General features: G+C 71.4%; 8 protein-coding genes, 4 pseudogenes and 1 riboswitch. Of the genes and pseudogenes, 8 read left to right on the plus strand and 4 right to left on the minus strand.

The features are described from left to right. Window positions 1-23 precede the first annotated feature (23 nt). From QF035_RS13590 to meaB, 3 genes are read left to right on the plus strand one after another with little or no spacing between them, the layout of a single operon-like run. Window positions 24-1,829, plus strand: a complete 1,806-nt coding sequence (locus QF035_RS13590; RefSeq protein WP_307520500.1) for a methylmalonyl-CoA mutase subunit beta — start codon at window positions 24-26, stop codon at window positions 1,827-1,829. After that, a complete protein-coding gene (gene scpA, locus QF035_RS13595) occupies window positions 1,829-4,015 on the plus strand; it encodes a methylmalonyl-CoA mutase (protein WP_307520501.1) in 2,187 nt (728 codons plus the stop codon). The genes QF035_RS13590 and scpA overlap by 1 nt, the downstream gene beginning before the upstream one ends. Before the next feature lie 5 nt (window positions 4,016-4,020). Beyond that, the gene (gene meaB / locus QF035_RS13600) at window positions 4,021-5,007 is read left to right on the plus strand and encodes a methylmalonyl Co-A mutase-associated GTPase MeaB (RefSeq protein ID WP_307520502.1); all 987 of its coding nucleotides are present in this window, start codon (window positions 4,021-4,023) and stop codon (window positions 5,005-5,007) included. A gap of 60 nt (window positions 5,008-5,067) precedes the next feature. Here meaB and QF035_RS13605 read toward each other — a convergent pair. Next, window positions 5,068-5,244, minus strand: a pseudogene (locus QF035_RS13605) (short-chain fatty acyl-CoA regulator family protein); the annotation flags it as partial. Between QF035_RS13605 and QF035_RS13610 the strand changes: the two are divergent. Continuing rightward, window positions 5,230-5,854 (plus strand): annotated as a pseudogene (locus tag QF035_RS13610) (3-hydroxybutyryl-CoA dehydrogenase); the annotation flags it as partial. The pseudogenes QF035_RS13605 and QF035_RS13610 overlap by 15 nt on opposite strands. Window positions 5,855-5,865: 11 nt before the next feature. After that, window positions 5,866-6,089: riboswitch (cobalamin riboswitch) on the plus strand. Between the two features lie 162 nt (window positions 6,090-6,251). Continuing rightward, the gene (metE, locus tag QF035_RS13615) at window positions 6,252-8,573 is read left to right on the plus strand and encodes a 5-methyltetrahydropteroyltriglutamate--homocysteine S-methyltransferase (RefSeq protein WP_307520503.1); all 2,322 of its coding nucleotides are present in this window, start codon (window positions 6,252-6,254) and stop codon (window positions 8,571-8,573) included. A gap of 74 nt (window positions 8,574-8,647) precedes the next feature. Here metE and bla read toward each other — a convergent pair whose 3' ends face one another. From bla to QF035_RS13630, 3 genes are all read right to left on the minus strand, one after another. Next, entirely contained in the window at window positions 8,648-9,523 is an 876-nt protein-coding gene (gene bla, locus QF035_RS13620) for a class A beta-lactamase (RefSeq protein WP_307531096.1), read from the minus strand. Between the two features lie 231 nt (window positions 9,524-9,754). Continuing rightward, window positions 9,755-10,399 carry a TetR/AcrR family transcriptional regulator gene (locus QF035_RS13625; RefSeq protein ID WP_307520504.1) on the minus strand — a complete coding sequence of 215 codons (645 nt, stop codon included), beginning with the start codon at window positions 10,397-10,399 and terminating at the stop codon, window positions 9,755-9,757. 91 nt (window positions 10,400-10,490) lie between these two features. Beyond that, complete coding sequence (locus tag QF035_RS13630; RefSeq protein WP_307520506.1) at window positions 10,491-11,126, minus strand: TetR/AcrR family transcriptional regulator; 636 nt, start codon at window positions 11,124-11,126, stop codon at window positions 10,491-10,493. Window positions 11,127-11,273: 147 nt separating this feature from the next. On the opposite strand from QF035_RS13630, the gene QF035_RS13635 reads away from it, so the two are divergent. The 3 genes and pseudogenes from QF035_RS13635 to QF035_RS13645 all read left to right on the plus strand — a co-directional run. Next, window positions 11,274-12,401 (plus strand): VOC family protein, encoded by a 1,128-nt coding sequence (locus tag QF035_RS13635; RefSeq protein WP_307520507.1) that lies wholly within the window; start codon window positions 11,274-11,276, stop codon window positions 12,399-12,401. Between the two features lie 43 nt (window positions 12,402-12,444). Then, window positions 12,445-13,397 (plus strand): annotated as a pseudogene (locus tag QF035_RS13640) (fumarylacetoacetate hydrolase family protein). A gap of 61 nt (window positions 13,398-13,458) precedes the next feature. Continuing rightward, a pseudogene (locus QF035_RS13645) lies at window positions 13,459-14,655 on the plus strand (bifunctional 3-(3-hydroxy-phenyl)propionate/3-hydroxycinnamic acid hydroxylase); the annotation flags it as partial. Window positions 14,656-14,828 lie beyond the last annotated feature (173 nt).

The raw sequence follows: 14,828 nt of genomic DNA on the forward strand, positions 1-14,828 counted from the left end.
TGGATCTGACCTAGCATCCGAGCATGACGGTCCTGCCTGACGACGGGCTCTCGCTGGCCGCCGAGTTCCCTGACGCGACCCATGAGCAGTGGCAACGCCTCGTGGCGGGCGTACTGCGCAAGTCGGGCAAGGAAGTCTCGGACGACGCAGCTGAGGACGCCCTGTCCACCACGCTCGAGGACGGGCTGCGCGCCCGGCCCCTCTACAGCGCACACGACTCCGCGCCCGATCCCGGCCTGCCCGGTTTCGCCCCCTTCACAAGGGGCGGCCGCGCCGAGGGCAACACCCTCGGCGGCTGGGACGTACGGCAGCGGCACACGGCCGCCGACAACGGCGCGGTCCTCGCCGACCTGGAGAACGGGGTCGCCTCGCTGTGGCTGGCCGTCGGCGCGGGCGGCTTCCCCGTGTCGTCGCTCGGCCCGGTCCTCGACGGCGTCTACCTCGACCTGGCGCCTGTAGTCCTGGAAGCGGGGCGTGAAGTCGAGCCCGCCGCACGGGAGTTGCTGCGGCTGTACGAGGAGCGGGGTGTCGCACGCGACGCCGCCCGTGGCAACCTCGGCGCCGATCCCCTGGGCCATGAGGCCCGTACGGGGGACGACGGGTTCGACTTCGCGCCCGTCACCGCTCTCGCGCGGCTGTGCGCCGAGGAGTACCCGGGGCTGCGGGCGCTGACGGTCGACGCATTGCCGTACCACGAGGCCGGCGGGTCCGCCGCGCAGGAGCTGGGCTCCTCACTGGCGACCGGTGTCGCCTATCTGCGGGAGCTGACCGGGGCGGGGCTGAGCGTCGAACAGGCCGCCGCCCAGCTCGAGTTCAGGTACGCGGCCACCGCGGACCAGTTCCTGACCATCGCCAAGCTGCGCGCGGCGCGCAGGCTCTGGGCTCGGGTCGCCGAGGTCTGCGGGGCGCCGGGCGGGCAGGTGCAGCACGCCGTGACCTCGCCGGTGATGATGAGCCGCCGGGACCCGTGGGTGAACATGCTGCGCGCGACGGTCGCCACGCTGGCCGCCGGAGTGGGCGGCGCCGAGTCCGTCACCGTGCTGCCCTTCGACCACGCCCTCGGTCTGCCGGACGCGTTCGCACGCCGGATCGCCCGCAACACCTCGACGATCCTGGTCGAGGAGTCGCATCTCGCCCGGGTGATCGACCCGGCGGGCGGCTCCTGGTACGTGGAACGCCTCACCGACGAACTCGCCCACGCGGGCTGGGAGTTCTTCCAGCGGATCGAGCAGGAGGGCGGCCAGGCGGCCGCCCTGCGGTCGGGTCGGGTCGGCGAGGAGCTGGCCGCCACCTGGGCAGCCCGCAGCGCGAAGCTCGCCAAGCGGCGTGAACCCGTCACCGGGGTCAGCGAGTTCCCGCACCTCGCCGAGCGGACGGTGGCACGCGAGCCCGCACCCGAGCCGCCGTCCGGCGGACTCCCCCGGGTGCGCCGCGACGAGGCGTACGAGAACCTGCGCGCCCGCTCCGACGCCCACCTCGCGGCGACCGGCACCCGGCCGCGGATCTTCCTGGCCGCCCTCGGCCCGGCCGCCGCCCACACCGCCCGCCTCACCTTCGCCTCCAACCTGTTCCAGGCGGGCGGCATCGAACCCGTCACCGACGGCACGTTCGAGGACAGCGGGGCCACCGAGGCCTGTCTGTGCTCCAGTGACGCGCTGTACGAGGAGCAGGCCGCCGAGGTCACCGCATCCCTCAAGTCGGCGGGCGCCGCACAGGTGTTCCTCGCCGGGCGTCCTGGGCAGTACCCCGGTGTCGACGCCTACGTCTTCGCGGGCTGTGACGCCGTAGCCGTACTCTCCGCCACCCTCGACCGCATGGGAGTGTCCTGATGAAACCGACGGGACCGATCCCCGACTTCTCCGGGATCGAGCTGGGGGTCCCGGCCGCGGACGGCGGCCCCGACGAGTGGCGCGACGCCGTCAAGAAGGCGGCCGGCGGCGACGACCTCCTGTGGGAGACCCCGGAGGGCATCGCGGTCAAGCCGCTCTACACCGGGCAGGACCTGGAGGGCCTGGACTTCCTGGGTACGTACCCGGGCATCGCCCCGTATCTGCGCGGCCCGTACCCGACGATGTACGTCAACCAGCCCTGGACGATCCGCCAGTACGCGGGCTTCTCCACGGCCGAGGAGTCCAACGCCTTCTACCGGCGCAACCTCGCGGCCGGTCAGAAGGGTCTGTCCGTCGCCTTCGACCTGCCCACGCACCGGGGTTACGACAGCGACCACCCGCGCGTGACCGGTGACGTCGGCATGGCGGGCGTGGCGATCGACTCGATCTACGACATGCGGCAGCTCTTCGACGGCATCCCGCTGGACAAGATGACCGTGTCGATGACGATGAACGGTGCTGTGCTGCCGGTCCTCGCGCTCTACATCGTCGCGGCGGAGGAACAGGGCGTACCGCCCGAGAAGCTGGCCGGGACCATCCAGAACGACATCCTCAAGGAGTTCATGGTCCGCAACACCTACATCTATCCGCCGAAGCCGTCGATGCGGATCATCTCCGACATCTTCTCCTTCACCTCGCAGCGGATGCCGCGCTACAACTCGATCTCCATCTCCGGCTATCACATCCAGGAGGCGGGCGCGACGGCCGACCTGGAGCTGGCGTACACGCTCGCGGACGGGGTGGAGTACATCCGGGCGGGCCGGGACGCGGGGATGGACGTGGACGCGTTCGCTCCCCGGCTGTCCTTCTTCTGGGCGATCGGCATGAACTTCTTCATGGAGATCGCGAAGATGCGGGCGGCGCGGCTGCTCTGGGCCAAGCTGGTCAGGCAGTTCGACCCGCAGAACGCCAAGTCCCTTTCCCTGCGCACCCATTCACAGACCTCCGGTTGGTCGCTGACCGCGCAGGACGTCTTCAACAACGTGACACGTACGTGCGTGGAGGCGATGGCGGCCACCCAGGGCCACACCCAGTCTCTGCACACCAACGCCCTCGACGAGGCGCTCGCCCTGCCCACCGACTTCTCGGCGCGCATCGCCCGCAACACGCAGCTGCTGATCCAGCAGGAGTCCGGCACCACCCGGGTGATCGACCCGTGGGGCGGCAGCGCGTACATCGAGAAGCTGACGTACGACCTCGCGCGCCGGGCCTGGCAGCACATCGAGGAGGTCGAGGCGGCGGGCGGTATGGCCAAGGCCATCGACGCGGGCATCCCCAAGCTGCGCATCGAGGAGGCCGCGGCCCGCACCCAGGCGCGCATCGACTCCGGGCGCCAGCCGGTGATCGGCGTGAACAAGTACCGCGTGGAGACCGACGAGCAGATCGACGTCCTCAAGGTCGACAACTCCTCCGTACGCACCCAGCAGATCGAGAAGCTGCGGCGGCTGCGTGCGGAGCGTGACGAGCGGGCCTGCCAGGACTCGCTGGACGCCCTGACCCGGGCTGCGGGCGGTGAGGGCAACCTGCTGGAACTCGCCGTGAACGCGGCCCGCGCGAAGGCCACCGTCGGGGAGATCTCCGACGCCCTGGAGAAGGTGTACGGGCGGCACGCGAGTCAGATCCATACGATCTCCGGTGTGTACCGCAACGAAGCCGGCGCGTCCCCGTCCGTCGAGCGCACGCGCACGCTGGTGGAGTCCTTCGAGGAGGCCGAGGGGCGCCGTCCGCGCATCCTGGTCGCCAAGATGGGCCAGGACGGGCACGACCGCGGCCAGAAGGTGATCGCGACCGCCTTCGCCGACCTCGGCTTCGACGTGGACGTCGGCCCGCTGTTCCAGACCCCCGGCGAGGTGGCCCGCCAGGCCGTCGAGGCGGACGTGCACATCGTCGGTGTCTCCTCGCTGGCCGCGGGGCACCTGACCCTCGTACCGGCGCTCAGGGAGTCGCTCGCGGAGGAGGGGCGCGAGGACATCATGATCGTGGTCGGCGGGGTGATTCCGCCGCAGGACGTGCCCACGCTGATCGAGATGGGCGCCGCTGCCGTCTTCCCGCCCGGGACGGTGATTCCGGACGCGGCGTACGACCTGGTCGAGCGCCTGACCACCGACCTCGGCCACGGCCTCTGAGCCCCATGGCGATCGACCTCGACACCTATGTGAAGGGCGTGCTCGACGGGAAGCGGGCGCTGGTGGCGCGCGCCATCACGCTCGTCGAGTCGACGAGGCCACAACACCGCGCGATGGCACAGGAGTTGCTGACCGAGCTGCTGCCGCACAGCGGGAACGCGCGGCGGATCGGCATCAGCGGTGTGCCGGGCGTGGGCAAGTCGACGTTCATCGACGCGTTCGGCACGCTGCTCACCTCGCTCGGGTACCGGGTCGCGGTGCTCGCCGTCGACCCGTCGTCGAGCCGGACGGGCGGGTCCATCCTGGGCGACAAGACCCGGATGGAACGCCTGGCCGTCGATCCGGCGGCCTTCATCCGGCCGTCCCCGACCGCGGGCACGCTCGGCGGAGTCGCGAAGGCGACCCGGGAGTCGATCGTGGTGATGGAGGCGGCCGGCTACGACGTCGTACTCGTGGAGACGGTCGGTGTCGGCCAGTCCGAGACCGCCGTCGCGAACATGGTCGACTCCTTCCTGCTCCTCACCCTCGCCCGGACCGGGGACCAGTTGCAGGGCATCAAGAAGGGCGTCCTGGAGCTGGCCGACGTGATCGCCGTCAACAAGGCGGACGGACCCCACGAGCGCGAAGCCCGGAGCGCGGCAAGGGAGTTGGCGGGCGCACTGCGGCTGATGCATCCCGCCGACGCCGCCTGGACACCACCGGTGCTGAGTTGCAGCGCCCGTGAGTCGACCGGCCTGGACACGGTCTGGGAGCGCCTCGAACAGCACCGCGCGCTCCTCGACTCGACCGGCCGCCTGGCCACCAAGCGCCGTGACCAGCAGGTCGACTGGACCTGGACGATGGTGCGCGACGAACTCCTCGGCCGCCTGAACGCCGACCCCGCCGTACGCGCCCTCGGGCCCGGTCTCGAACAGCGGGTCAGGGACGGCGAGTTGACGGCCACACTCGCCGCCGAGCGCATTCTGCGGGCGTTCGGCGGCGAGACGGACTGAGCCGCCGGACCAGGCCGGACTGAGCGGCAACACGTCGGAGTGAGCGTGCGCAACGCGTGTTCACTCCGGCCGGTGCGCCACCGGGTACGGGACGAACGTGCTGCTGTTCTGGTCGATCCGCAGCGGCCGCCCCAGGGGCGGTGCGGCGCGCTGGGGGCAGTCGAGGCGCTCGCAGACACGGCAGCCCATGCCGATGGGGGTGGCCGCGGAGGCGCTGTCGAGGTCGAGGCCGTCGTGGAGAACGCGGACGCCAAGACCGAGATATTCGCGGCGCTGGACAAGATCGTCGAGGATCCCGGGGCGATACTCGCGACCAACACCTCGTCGCTCCCGATCATGCGGCTGGGCATGGCGACGGGGCGCGCAGACAGGGTCGTCGGACTGCACTTCTTCAACCCCGTTCCCGTCCTGCCGCTGGTGGAGATCGTGGCCTCGCTCCACACCGCCCCCGGGACGGTCGAAGCCGTCGAGGACTTCGCCACGCGGGTCCTCGGCAAGACCGTGGTCCACGCGCGGGACCGGGCGGGCTTCGTCGTCAACGCCCTGCTCATCCCCTATGTGCCGGCCGCGGTCCGCATGGCCGAGTCCGGTTTCGCCACCGCCACCGCCATCGACATCGACGCGGGCATGGAACTCGGCTGGGCCCACCCCATGGGACCGCTGAAGCCGGCGGGCCTGATCGGCCTCGACCCGTCGCCTCGATCGCGGAATCCCTCTACGACGAGTTCAGGGAACCCCTGTACGCTCCGCCCCGCTGCTCCAACGGATGGTCGAGGCAGGGCTGTTGGGCCGTAAGACGGGCCGCGGGTTCCAGGTGTACGACGCCGTCCGGCAGCCAGGCAGTTGACGGCAGGGCATAGGCTGACCTGTGCAGCTGGTTCGCCCCGTCCGCCAGGCGGGATGCGTCGCAAGAGGGAACCCGGTGGGAATCCGGGACTGCCCCGCAGCGGTGAGCGGGAACGACCGCCGTCATACGCACTGGGCCCCGAGAAGCGGGACCTGGGAAGCGACGGCCAGTAGGTGTCCTCCGTACGGAGGGCGTGCTCGCGAGTCCGAAGACCTGCCATCTGCCCGTACGTGACCGATCGCGTACGGACATCCCGGTGACCTCGTGGGCGGGTCGGCGTACATATCCGGCGGACGACCGCGCCTTGCCGCGCGAGGTGTCTCTGCCGGGTGCGTCACCCCTTCGCGCTCACGTCCGTCCCGGGATCTCAGGGAGACATCTCGCGAAGGAGAGTTCCGTGACATCGAAGTCCGCAGCCGCGGCGGCACGGGCCACCGTGTACGGCTACCCCCGTCAGGGCAGTGGCCGGGAACTGAAGAAGGCGATCGAGGGGTACTGGAAGGGTCGCGTCGACGCCGACGCCCTCCGGGCCACCGCCGCCGAACTGCGCCGCACCAACTGGCGGCAGCTTGCCGAGGCCGGCATCCACGAAGTGCCGACCGGCGACTTCTCGTACTACGACCATGTCCTCGACACCAGCGTCATGGTCGGCGCGATCCCCGGGCGCCACCGCGCCGCGGTCGAGGCCGACGCGCTCGACGGCTACTTCGCGATGGCCCGCGGCACCCAGGACGTGGCGCCGCTGGAGATGACGAAGTGGTTCGACACCAACTACCACTACCTGGTCCCGGAGTTGGGCCCGGACACCGTCTTCACGGCCGACTCCGCCAAGCAGGTCGCCGAGCTCCGCGAAGCCCTCGACCTGGGCCTTGCCGCCCGGCCGGTCCTCGTCGGACCCGTCACCTATCTGCTGCTCGCCAAGCCCGCGCCCGGTGTGGCAGCCGACTTCGACCCGCTGACGCTGCTGGACCGGCTGCTGCCGGTGTACGCCGAGGTTCTCTCCGATCTGCGGGCGGCGGGCGCGGAGTGGGTGCAGCTCGACGAACCGGCGCTGGTCCAGGACCGTACGCCCGCCGAACTCAACGCGGCCACGCGCTCCTACCGTGACCTCGGCGCGCTCACCGACCGTCCGAAGCTGCTGGTCGCCTCCTACTTCGACCGGCTCGGCGACGCGTTGCCGGTGCTGGCCAAGGCCCCGGTCGAGGGTCTCGCTCTCGACTTCACCGAGGCGGCCGCCGCCAACCTGGACGCGCTCGCCGCCGTGGGCGGACTGCCCGGCAAGCGCCTGGTCGCGGGCGTGGTCAACGGCCGCAACATCTGGGTCAACGACCTCACCAAGTCCCTCGCCACGCTCGGCACCCTGCTCGGGCTGGCCGACCGGGTCGACGCGGCCGCGTCCTGCTCGCTGCTCCACGTGCCGCTCGATGCCACCGCCGAACGGGACATCGAGCCGCAGATCCTGCGCTGGCTCGCCTTCGCCCGGCAGAAGACGGCCGAGATCGTCACCCTCGCCAAGGGTCTCGCCCAGGGCACAGGCGCGATCACCGGCGAACTCGCCGCCAACCGGGCCGCCCTGGCCTCCCGCGCGAACTCGCCCATCACCCGTGACCCGGCCGTGCGGACGCGGGTCGGTGCGGTCACGGACGCCGACGCCCGCCGCTCCCAGCCGTACGGCGAACGCGCCAGCGCACAGCGTGCCCACCTCGGTCTGCCCCTCCTGCCGACCACCACCATCGGCTCCTTCCCGCAGACCGCCGAACTGCGCGTCGCTCGCGCCGACCTGCGGGCCGGGCGTATCGACACGGCCGGCTACGAGGAGCGCATCAGGGCCGAGATCCAGGAGACGATCTCCTTCCAGGAGAAGACCGGCCTGGACGTCCTCGTCCACGGCGAGGCCGAACGCAACGACATGGTCCAGTACTTCGCCGAGCAGCTGACGGGGTACCTCGCGACGCAGCACGGCTGGGTGCAGTCCTACGGCACCCGTTACGTCCGTCCGCCGATCCTGGCCGGCGACCTCTCCCGCCCCGAACCGATGACGGTGCGCTGGACGACGTACGCCCAGTCCCTGACCCGGCGCCCCGTCAAGGGCATGCTCACGGGGCCGGTCACCATGCTCGCCTGGTCCTTCGTCCGCGACGACCAGCCGCTCGGCGACACCGCCCGACAGGTCGCCCTCGCCCTGCGCGACGAGGTCAACGACCTTGAGGTGGCCGGGACTTCGGTCATCCAGGTCGACGAACCCGCGCTGCGCGAGACGCTGCCGCTGCGCGCCGCCGACCGCCCCGGCTATCTGGCGTGGGCCACCGAGGCGTTCCGGCTCACCACCGCCGGGGTCCGGCCGGACACCCAGATCCACACCCACATGTGCTACGCCGAGTTCGGCGACATCGTCCAGGCGATCGACGACCTCGACGCGGACGTCATCAGCCTGGAGGCCGCCCGCTCCCACATGCAGGTCGCCCGCGAACTGGCCGCCCACGGATATCCGCGCGAGGCCGGACCCGGCGTCTACGACATCCACTCCCCGCGCGTCCCGAGCGCGGACGAGGCAGCCGCCCTGCTCCGCAAGGGACTTGAGGCCATCCCCGCCGAACGTCTCTGGGTCAACCCCGACTGCGGCCTGAAGACCCGCGGCTGGCCCGAGACCCGGGCATCCCTGGACAACCTGGTCGCGGCAGCGCACGCGGTACGCGCCGAACTGCCCACCACTGACTGATCCGACTCATCCGATCCGAACGACCGGCCGGGGACATCCGTGTCCCCGGCCGTCACCTCGGAGGCCCTGCCCCGTCAGGTGAGTTCTGCCGCCACCAGCGCGGCCGCCCTGGCGACCAGCGGGTTTTCCTGGGGTCCGTCGGCGGCGTACTTGGTCGACAGGACGGACAGCACCAGGGGCGGACGGCCGGGAGGCCATACGACGCCCACGTCATTGGCGACCCCGTACTGCGAACCGCCCCCGGTCTTGTCCGCGAGGGTCCAGTCGCTGGGCAGGCCGGCCCGGAAACGCTCGGTGTTGGTGGTGTTGGCGATCAGCCACCCGGTCAGCCGTTCGCGGTCCTCGGCCGGGAGCGCCCTGCCGATCACGAGCCGCGCGCTGGTCTGCCCGATGGCGCGCGGGCTGGTGGTGTCGCTCTTCCGCCACGGTTCCGCGGAGTTCAGCTCGGGCTCCCACCGGTCGAGCCGGGTGATCCTGTCCCCGGTCGAGCGGGCGAACCGGGTGATCGCGGTCGGTCCGCCCAGCTCGCGCAGGAGGAGGTTCGCGGCGCCGTTGTCGCTCTGGGAGACGGCGGCGGAGCACAGCTCCTCGACCGTCAGGCCGTTCGCGACGTTCTCGTCCGTGCCCGTGATCGGGGCGTAGCCCGAGGCCGTGACGTACTCCTTGGTGTACCGGATGCGCCGGGCCAGGAACTCGCCGTCGCGGTCGAGGTCCCTCAGGACGGCCGCGGCCGTGAGCGTCTTGAACACCGAGCACATCGGGAAGCGTTCGTCGGCGCGGTAGGCCACGGTCCGGCCCGTGGCCGTGTCGTGGGCGAAGATCCCGAGGCGTGCGGAGTACTCCCGCTCCAGGTCACCCAGCTGTCCGGCGAGACGCTCTCCGCCGGGGGCCGAGGCGTTCGCCGCGGTCGGGACGGCGACCGCCAGCGCTGCTCCGGCACCCAGGGCCAGGGCCGTGCGGCGACTCGGGCGCGAGCTGAAGCGGGCGGCGCGAGAGCCGGGACCGAAACTGGAGCTGGAACCGGTGCTGGAACTGGAGCTGGGACCTGAGCGGGATCCTGTGGTGTCCAAGGCCGTACTTCCTGTTCGTGCGGGCGGGACGTTCCTTCCGATGATCAAGACGCCACGACACGACGAACCGGTTGCCTCACACCCCATACGCCCCTTACGCCACATACGCCTCTACGCGTCGGCGGCCTCGGCGCGTACCTCCGACGCCACACCCTCGACCACCGCGGACGCCTCCTTCTCCGGTACGCCCGCCGCGACCAGCGTGGCGACGGCGGTCTGTGTCCCGTCGTCCTCCCACGCCCCCGTGTTCACGCTTTCGAGCAGGGAGATGGTCAGGGCTTCCAAGGCGGAACTGAGGACCACGGCCGGCAGGTGGTCGTGGAACACACCCGCGCGCTGCCCTCGTTCGAGGACGGCCGTCGCCGCGTCGCGGGCCGGGGCCAGCACCTCGGACACCCGCTCCATACCCAGATCCTGGCGGGCGAGCGCCAGGAGCAGCCGGTAGCGGTCTCCCACCGACCAGATCGACAGGACGAACCGCGCGAACGCACGCTCGGGCGCCTCCACGGCGTCCGGCTTACGGGCCACGACTCCGCGCAGGGCCTCGGAGGCCTCCTCCGCGAGAGCGTCCAGGAGGGCCGCGCGCCCCGGGAAGTGCCCGAAGAGCGTACGGCGGACCACACCGGCCGCCCGGGCGATCTCCTCCAGCGTGACGTCGGGGTTCCGTCCGAGCTCCTGCCGGGCGGTGGCGAGGATGCGGGCCCGGTTGGAACGCGAATTGCTTCGCAACGGCTCACGGACCACGGGCTTGGGCACGGCACGTCCTAGCGGGTGCAGGGGGTGTAAGGGCTCTCCGATTCTCCCACGGTGGAGGGCCACGGCTCCTGGGCCTGCCAGGACCCGTCCGTCACGCGAGGTCGGGGAGCGGCCGCCGGGCGACGTCGTGGGCGTCGTCGGCCGGGACGCCCAGCATGCGCAGGACCATCTCGGCCAGGTTCACGGCGGCCTCGTCGCCGTCCATGTCGGGGCGGGTGAATCTCAGCTCCGCCAGGGACAGCAGGGTTCCGCCCAGTGCGGACAGCGCGACGGTCGGATCGACCGGGGAGAACCTGCCGGAGGCGACGCCGGTCTCCAGGTCGCGCAGGGCGCGGGGAGCGAGGCCGCGGTCGGAGTGGAGGTGCTCAAGGCCCCGGCGGCGCAGGATCTGCATCAGCTCCGGATGCGAGTCGGCCATCCTGGCGCTGAGCCTGAAGCCCGCCGCCACCAGCTCCGCCGGGTCGTCGATCCCGCTCAGGCGATCGTCGAAGGCCTGGCCGAACTCCTCCAGCGCGTCCACGACCGCCGCGTCGAACAGCTCCGCCTTCGACGCGAAGTGGTTGTAGAAGGAACCGAATCCCACGTCCGCGCGCCCCGCGATCGCCTGGATGCTCACGCCGGTGTCACCGTTCTCGGCGAGGATCTGCCGGGCCGCGCGCACGAGCGCCTGACGCGTCTCGGCGCGACGCCGTTCGAACCGGTTGCCGGGCGGAGCTTTCGTAGGCATGCGGAGAGTCTAGTCACGCCATAGGCACACATCAGACGCTGATCACAGTTCTGATGGATTCATCAATTAACACGCCGGACCTCTCGACGGGGGGCATTGTCAAACTTGATGATTTCATCATTGCGGCGATGTTGCTTGGAGAAGACGATGACCAGGACAGCCCACCAGGACCTCCACAGCGAGCAGGGCGCCCTGCGGGGCGAGCACCCCGGACGCTCCCGAAACCCCGTGATCAAGGTGGCCGACCTGGCCTGGCTGGAGTTCGAGAAGCCCGATCTGGACCGCGCCGAGGTCTTCGCCCGCGACTTCGGTTTCGGTGTCGCCGCCCGCACCGAGCACGAACTGTGGCTGCGCGGTACCCTCGCCGGCTCGCCCTGCGTGGTGATCCGCGCGGGGCGTACGTCCCGCTTCGTCGGACCGGCGTTCCGTGCGGCCGAGCGGGCCGATCTGGACCGGCTGGCCCGCGCCACCGGCTCCGACGTACGGGACCTCGACCGAGCGGGCGCCCCCTGCGGCGGCAAGGGCGTGGACCTCCTCGACCCCTCGGGCTTCCCGGTGCGCGTGGTGCACTGCGGCGAGGACCTGCCGGCGCTGCCCGAACAGCGGCCGCTGCTGCTGAACTTCGGCACCGATCACCGTCGTACGAACGCCATGCAGCGCCCGCCCCGCGAGCCGTCCCGTATCCAGCGCCTGGGGCATGTGGTCCTGGAGACAAGGGTGTTCGGCCACGCGCTGGACTGGTACCTCGACACGCTCGGCATGATCGTCAGCGACTTCCTCTTCCTGGACGGGCAGCGCGACCGTGGCCCGACGATGGCGTTCATCCGCTGCGACCGGGGCGGTGCGGCCGTCGACCACCACACCCTGGCCATGCACCTGGGTCCCGGCAACGGCTATGTGCACTCCGCGTACCAGGTCACCGACCTGGACTCGATGGCCGCGGGCGGGGAGTACCTCAACGAGCGAGGCTACAAGCGCAGTTGGGGCATCGGGCGGCACATCCAGGGCAGCCAGCTCTTCGACTACTGGCGCGACCCCGACCGCTTCATGCTGGAGCACTTCGCCGACGGCGACCTGTTCTCCTGCGACCTCGAACCCGGCTGGGCCCCCATGTCGACGAGTGGCCTCGCCCAGTGGGGCCCGCCCGCCACCCGCGACTTCCTCGGCGCGAGCCCCTCCCCCGCCCGGGTCCGCCACGTCGTCCAGGCCCTCCTCGGCGACAACGAACTGGACCCGGCACGCCTGCTGGGCCTGCTGAAAGCCGTGAACTCCTGAATCCCCCAACTCCCAGCCCCCGCCCCCTGATGAAGGCAACGACATGAGCACCAACGTCCTGCGTACCGCCGACGGCTGGTGGGCGGTGCGCGACACGCGCGCCGTCCGCATCGAGACCAAGGCCGTCACCACCGCCGACCTGCTCGCCGACCGCGCCGCCGTCCGGGAGGCCGCCGCCTCCGGCGACACCGGCACGGCTGTCGCCGACCTGGTGGCACTCTCCCCCGTCACCACACCCTGCCGGGTGGTCGCCCAGATGGTGAACTACCGCAGCCACGCCCGTGATTCGGGCTTCACCGGCGACATCCCGCCCGCCTTCTTCCGCAAGGCGTCCGGCTCGGTCAGCGGCCCGGGCGAGGCGATCGTCCGCCCGTCGCACGTGAGGTTCCTGGACTACGAGATCGAGCTCGGCCTGGTGATGGGAGCACCCCTGCCGGTGGGCACCGTCGTCACCGAGCAGGACCTGCCCTCGTACGTCGCCGGGCTCGTGGTCACCAACGACGTCAGCGCCCGTGACGTACAGCTGACCAAGACGCAGTTCTACGAGAGCAAGTCGTACCCGACCTTCACGCCGACCGGGCCCTATCTCTGTCTGCTGGAGCCGGAGGAGTTCGCCCATCTCCTCGATGTGCGGCTGAAGTTGTCCGTCAACGGGGACCTGCGCCAGGACCGCACCCTGGCCGACATGATCGTCCGCCCGGCGCAGGCGCTGACCCTGCTCGCGCGCTTCCAGACCCTGGACCCCGGCGACCTGCTGCTCACCGGCACCCCCGGCGGCACCGCCCTCAAGGCACCGCCCTCAAGGCACCGCCCAAGGCCGTCGAGAAGATCGGGGCGCTGCTGCCGCCCGCCATGAAGTGGAAGGCGTTCTTCAAGAGCCAGGCCCGCAATCCGCGCTACCTGCGCGACGGCGACCTGATCACCGCGACGATCACCACGCCGGACGGGCGGATCGACCTCGGCGAGCAGCGCACCCCCGTGACCGATGCGCAATGACCCACGCGCCCTGACCCACGCGCAATGACCGACGCGAACCGAGAGCAGAAGTGAGCCGCACATGACCGTCGACCAGACCGCCGGAGCACGGGACACCGCGCCCAGGTCGGCATTCGTACCCGTGGTGATCGTCGGAGCCGGGCCGGTGGGCGTGACCGCCGCCCTCCTGCTCGCCCGGCGCGGCGTACGGACCGTCGTCCTCGAACGCCACCACGACGTCTACCCGCTGCCGCGTGCCGTCGCCGCCGACGACGAGGTGCGCAGGATCCTCCAGGCCGCCGGGGTCGGCGAGGAGTTCGCCGCGATCGCCCGCCCCGCGCGGGGGCTCCGGCTGCTGGACGCCCGGCACCGGGTGATGGCCGAGTTCCCGCGTGCCACGCAGGGGGCGCACGGCTTCCCGCAGACCAGCATGTTCGACCAGCCGGAGCTGGAGCGGCTGCTGCGCGACGCGTTGGCCCACCGCCCGGAGTGCGATCTGCGGACCGGGGTGGAGGTCGTGGGCGCGGGCGTCGGCGTGGGCCAGGATAGCAACGGCCCGGTCCGCGTGACCTTCCGCCGGGACGGCGTCGAGGAACACCTGTGGGCGGACGCCGTCCTCGGCTGCGACGGCGCGGGCAGCCTCACCCGCGACGCCGTCGGCGCCGGATGGCAGGACCTGCGCTTCGAGGAGCGCTGGACGGTCGTCGACGTGCGCACGAGCGCCCCGGTCCGCTCCTGGGAGGGCGTCGAGCAGATCTGTGATCCCGACCGGCCGGCAACCTTCATGCGCATCGGCGAGGACCGCTACCGCTGGGAGTTCCGCCTGCGGGACGAGCCGGAACCGGATCACGAGCGGCTGCGCGAACTGATCGCTCCCTGGGCGGATCTCCCGTACGGCGCCGACTTCGAGGTGGTGCGGCAGGCGCAGTACACCTTCCGGGCCCGTATCGCCGACCGCTGGCGCCGGGGGCGGGTCTTCCTGCTCGGCGACGCCGCCCATCTCACCCCGCCGTTCATCGGGCAGGGGCTGTGCGCCGGGATGCGGGACGCCCACAACCTGACGTGGAAGCTGGCCCGTGTCCTCCAACAGGACGCGGACGAGCGGCTGTTGGAGACCTACGAGAGCGAACGCAAGCCGCACGCCCGTCATGCGATCCGGCTCACGGTCGCGATGGGCTGGGCCATGACCGGCGGCCAGGACGGTGCCGCCGCCCTCCGCCGCGGCCTCCTGGGCGCGGCCGTCCGTATCCCCGGCCTGACCGCGGCGGCAGCCCGTGACCGCGCCACCGTGGACGCACCCGAACTCATCGACCACTACGCCCGGTTGGGAGCCGCGCACCGCGCGCGGACCGGCATCGATCGCGCCCGTTCATGAGAAGGGCGGTGCCGGGCGTCCCCTCCCGGCACCGCCCGGGCCGTGCGCCGCTCGGGCACGACCCGTCATGGGGGAAG

The organism is Streptomyces umbrinus, from assembly GCF_030817415.1.
GTDB lineage: Bacteria > Actinomycetota > Actinomycetes > Streptomycetales > Streptomycetaceae > Streptomyces > Streptomyces umbrinus_A.

What these genes read in the sequence shown, in the direction of transcription:
- scpA (WP_307520501.1), top strand. Translation starts at nt 1,829, where the DNA reads ATGAAACCGACGGGACCGATCCCCGACTTCTCCGGGATCGAGCTGGGG.
- meaB (WP_307520502.1), top strand. Translation starts at nt 4,021, where the DNA reads ATGGCGATCGACCTCGACACCTATGTGAAGGGCGTGCTCGACGGGAAG.
- QF035_RS13635 (WP_307520507.1), top strand. Translation starts at nt 11,274, where the DNA reads ATGACCAGGACAGCCCACCAGGACCTCCACAGCGAGCAGGGCGCCCTG.
- QF035_RS13590 (WP_307520500.1), top strand. Translation starts at nt 24, where the DNA reads ATGACGGTCCTGCCTGACGACGGGCTCTCGCTGGCCGCCGAGTTCCCT.
- QF035_RS13630 (WP_307520506.1), bottom strand. Translation starts at nt 11,126, where the DNA reads ATGCCTACGAAAGCTCCGCCCGGCAACCGGTTCGAACGGCGTCGCGCC.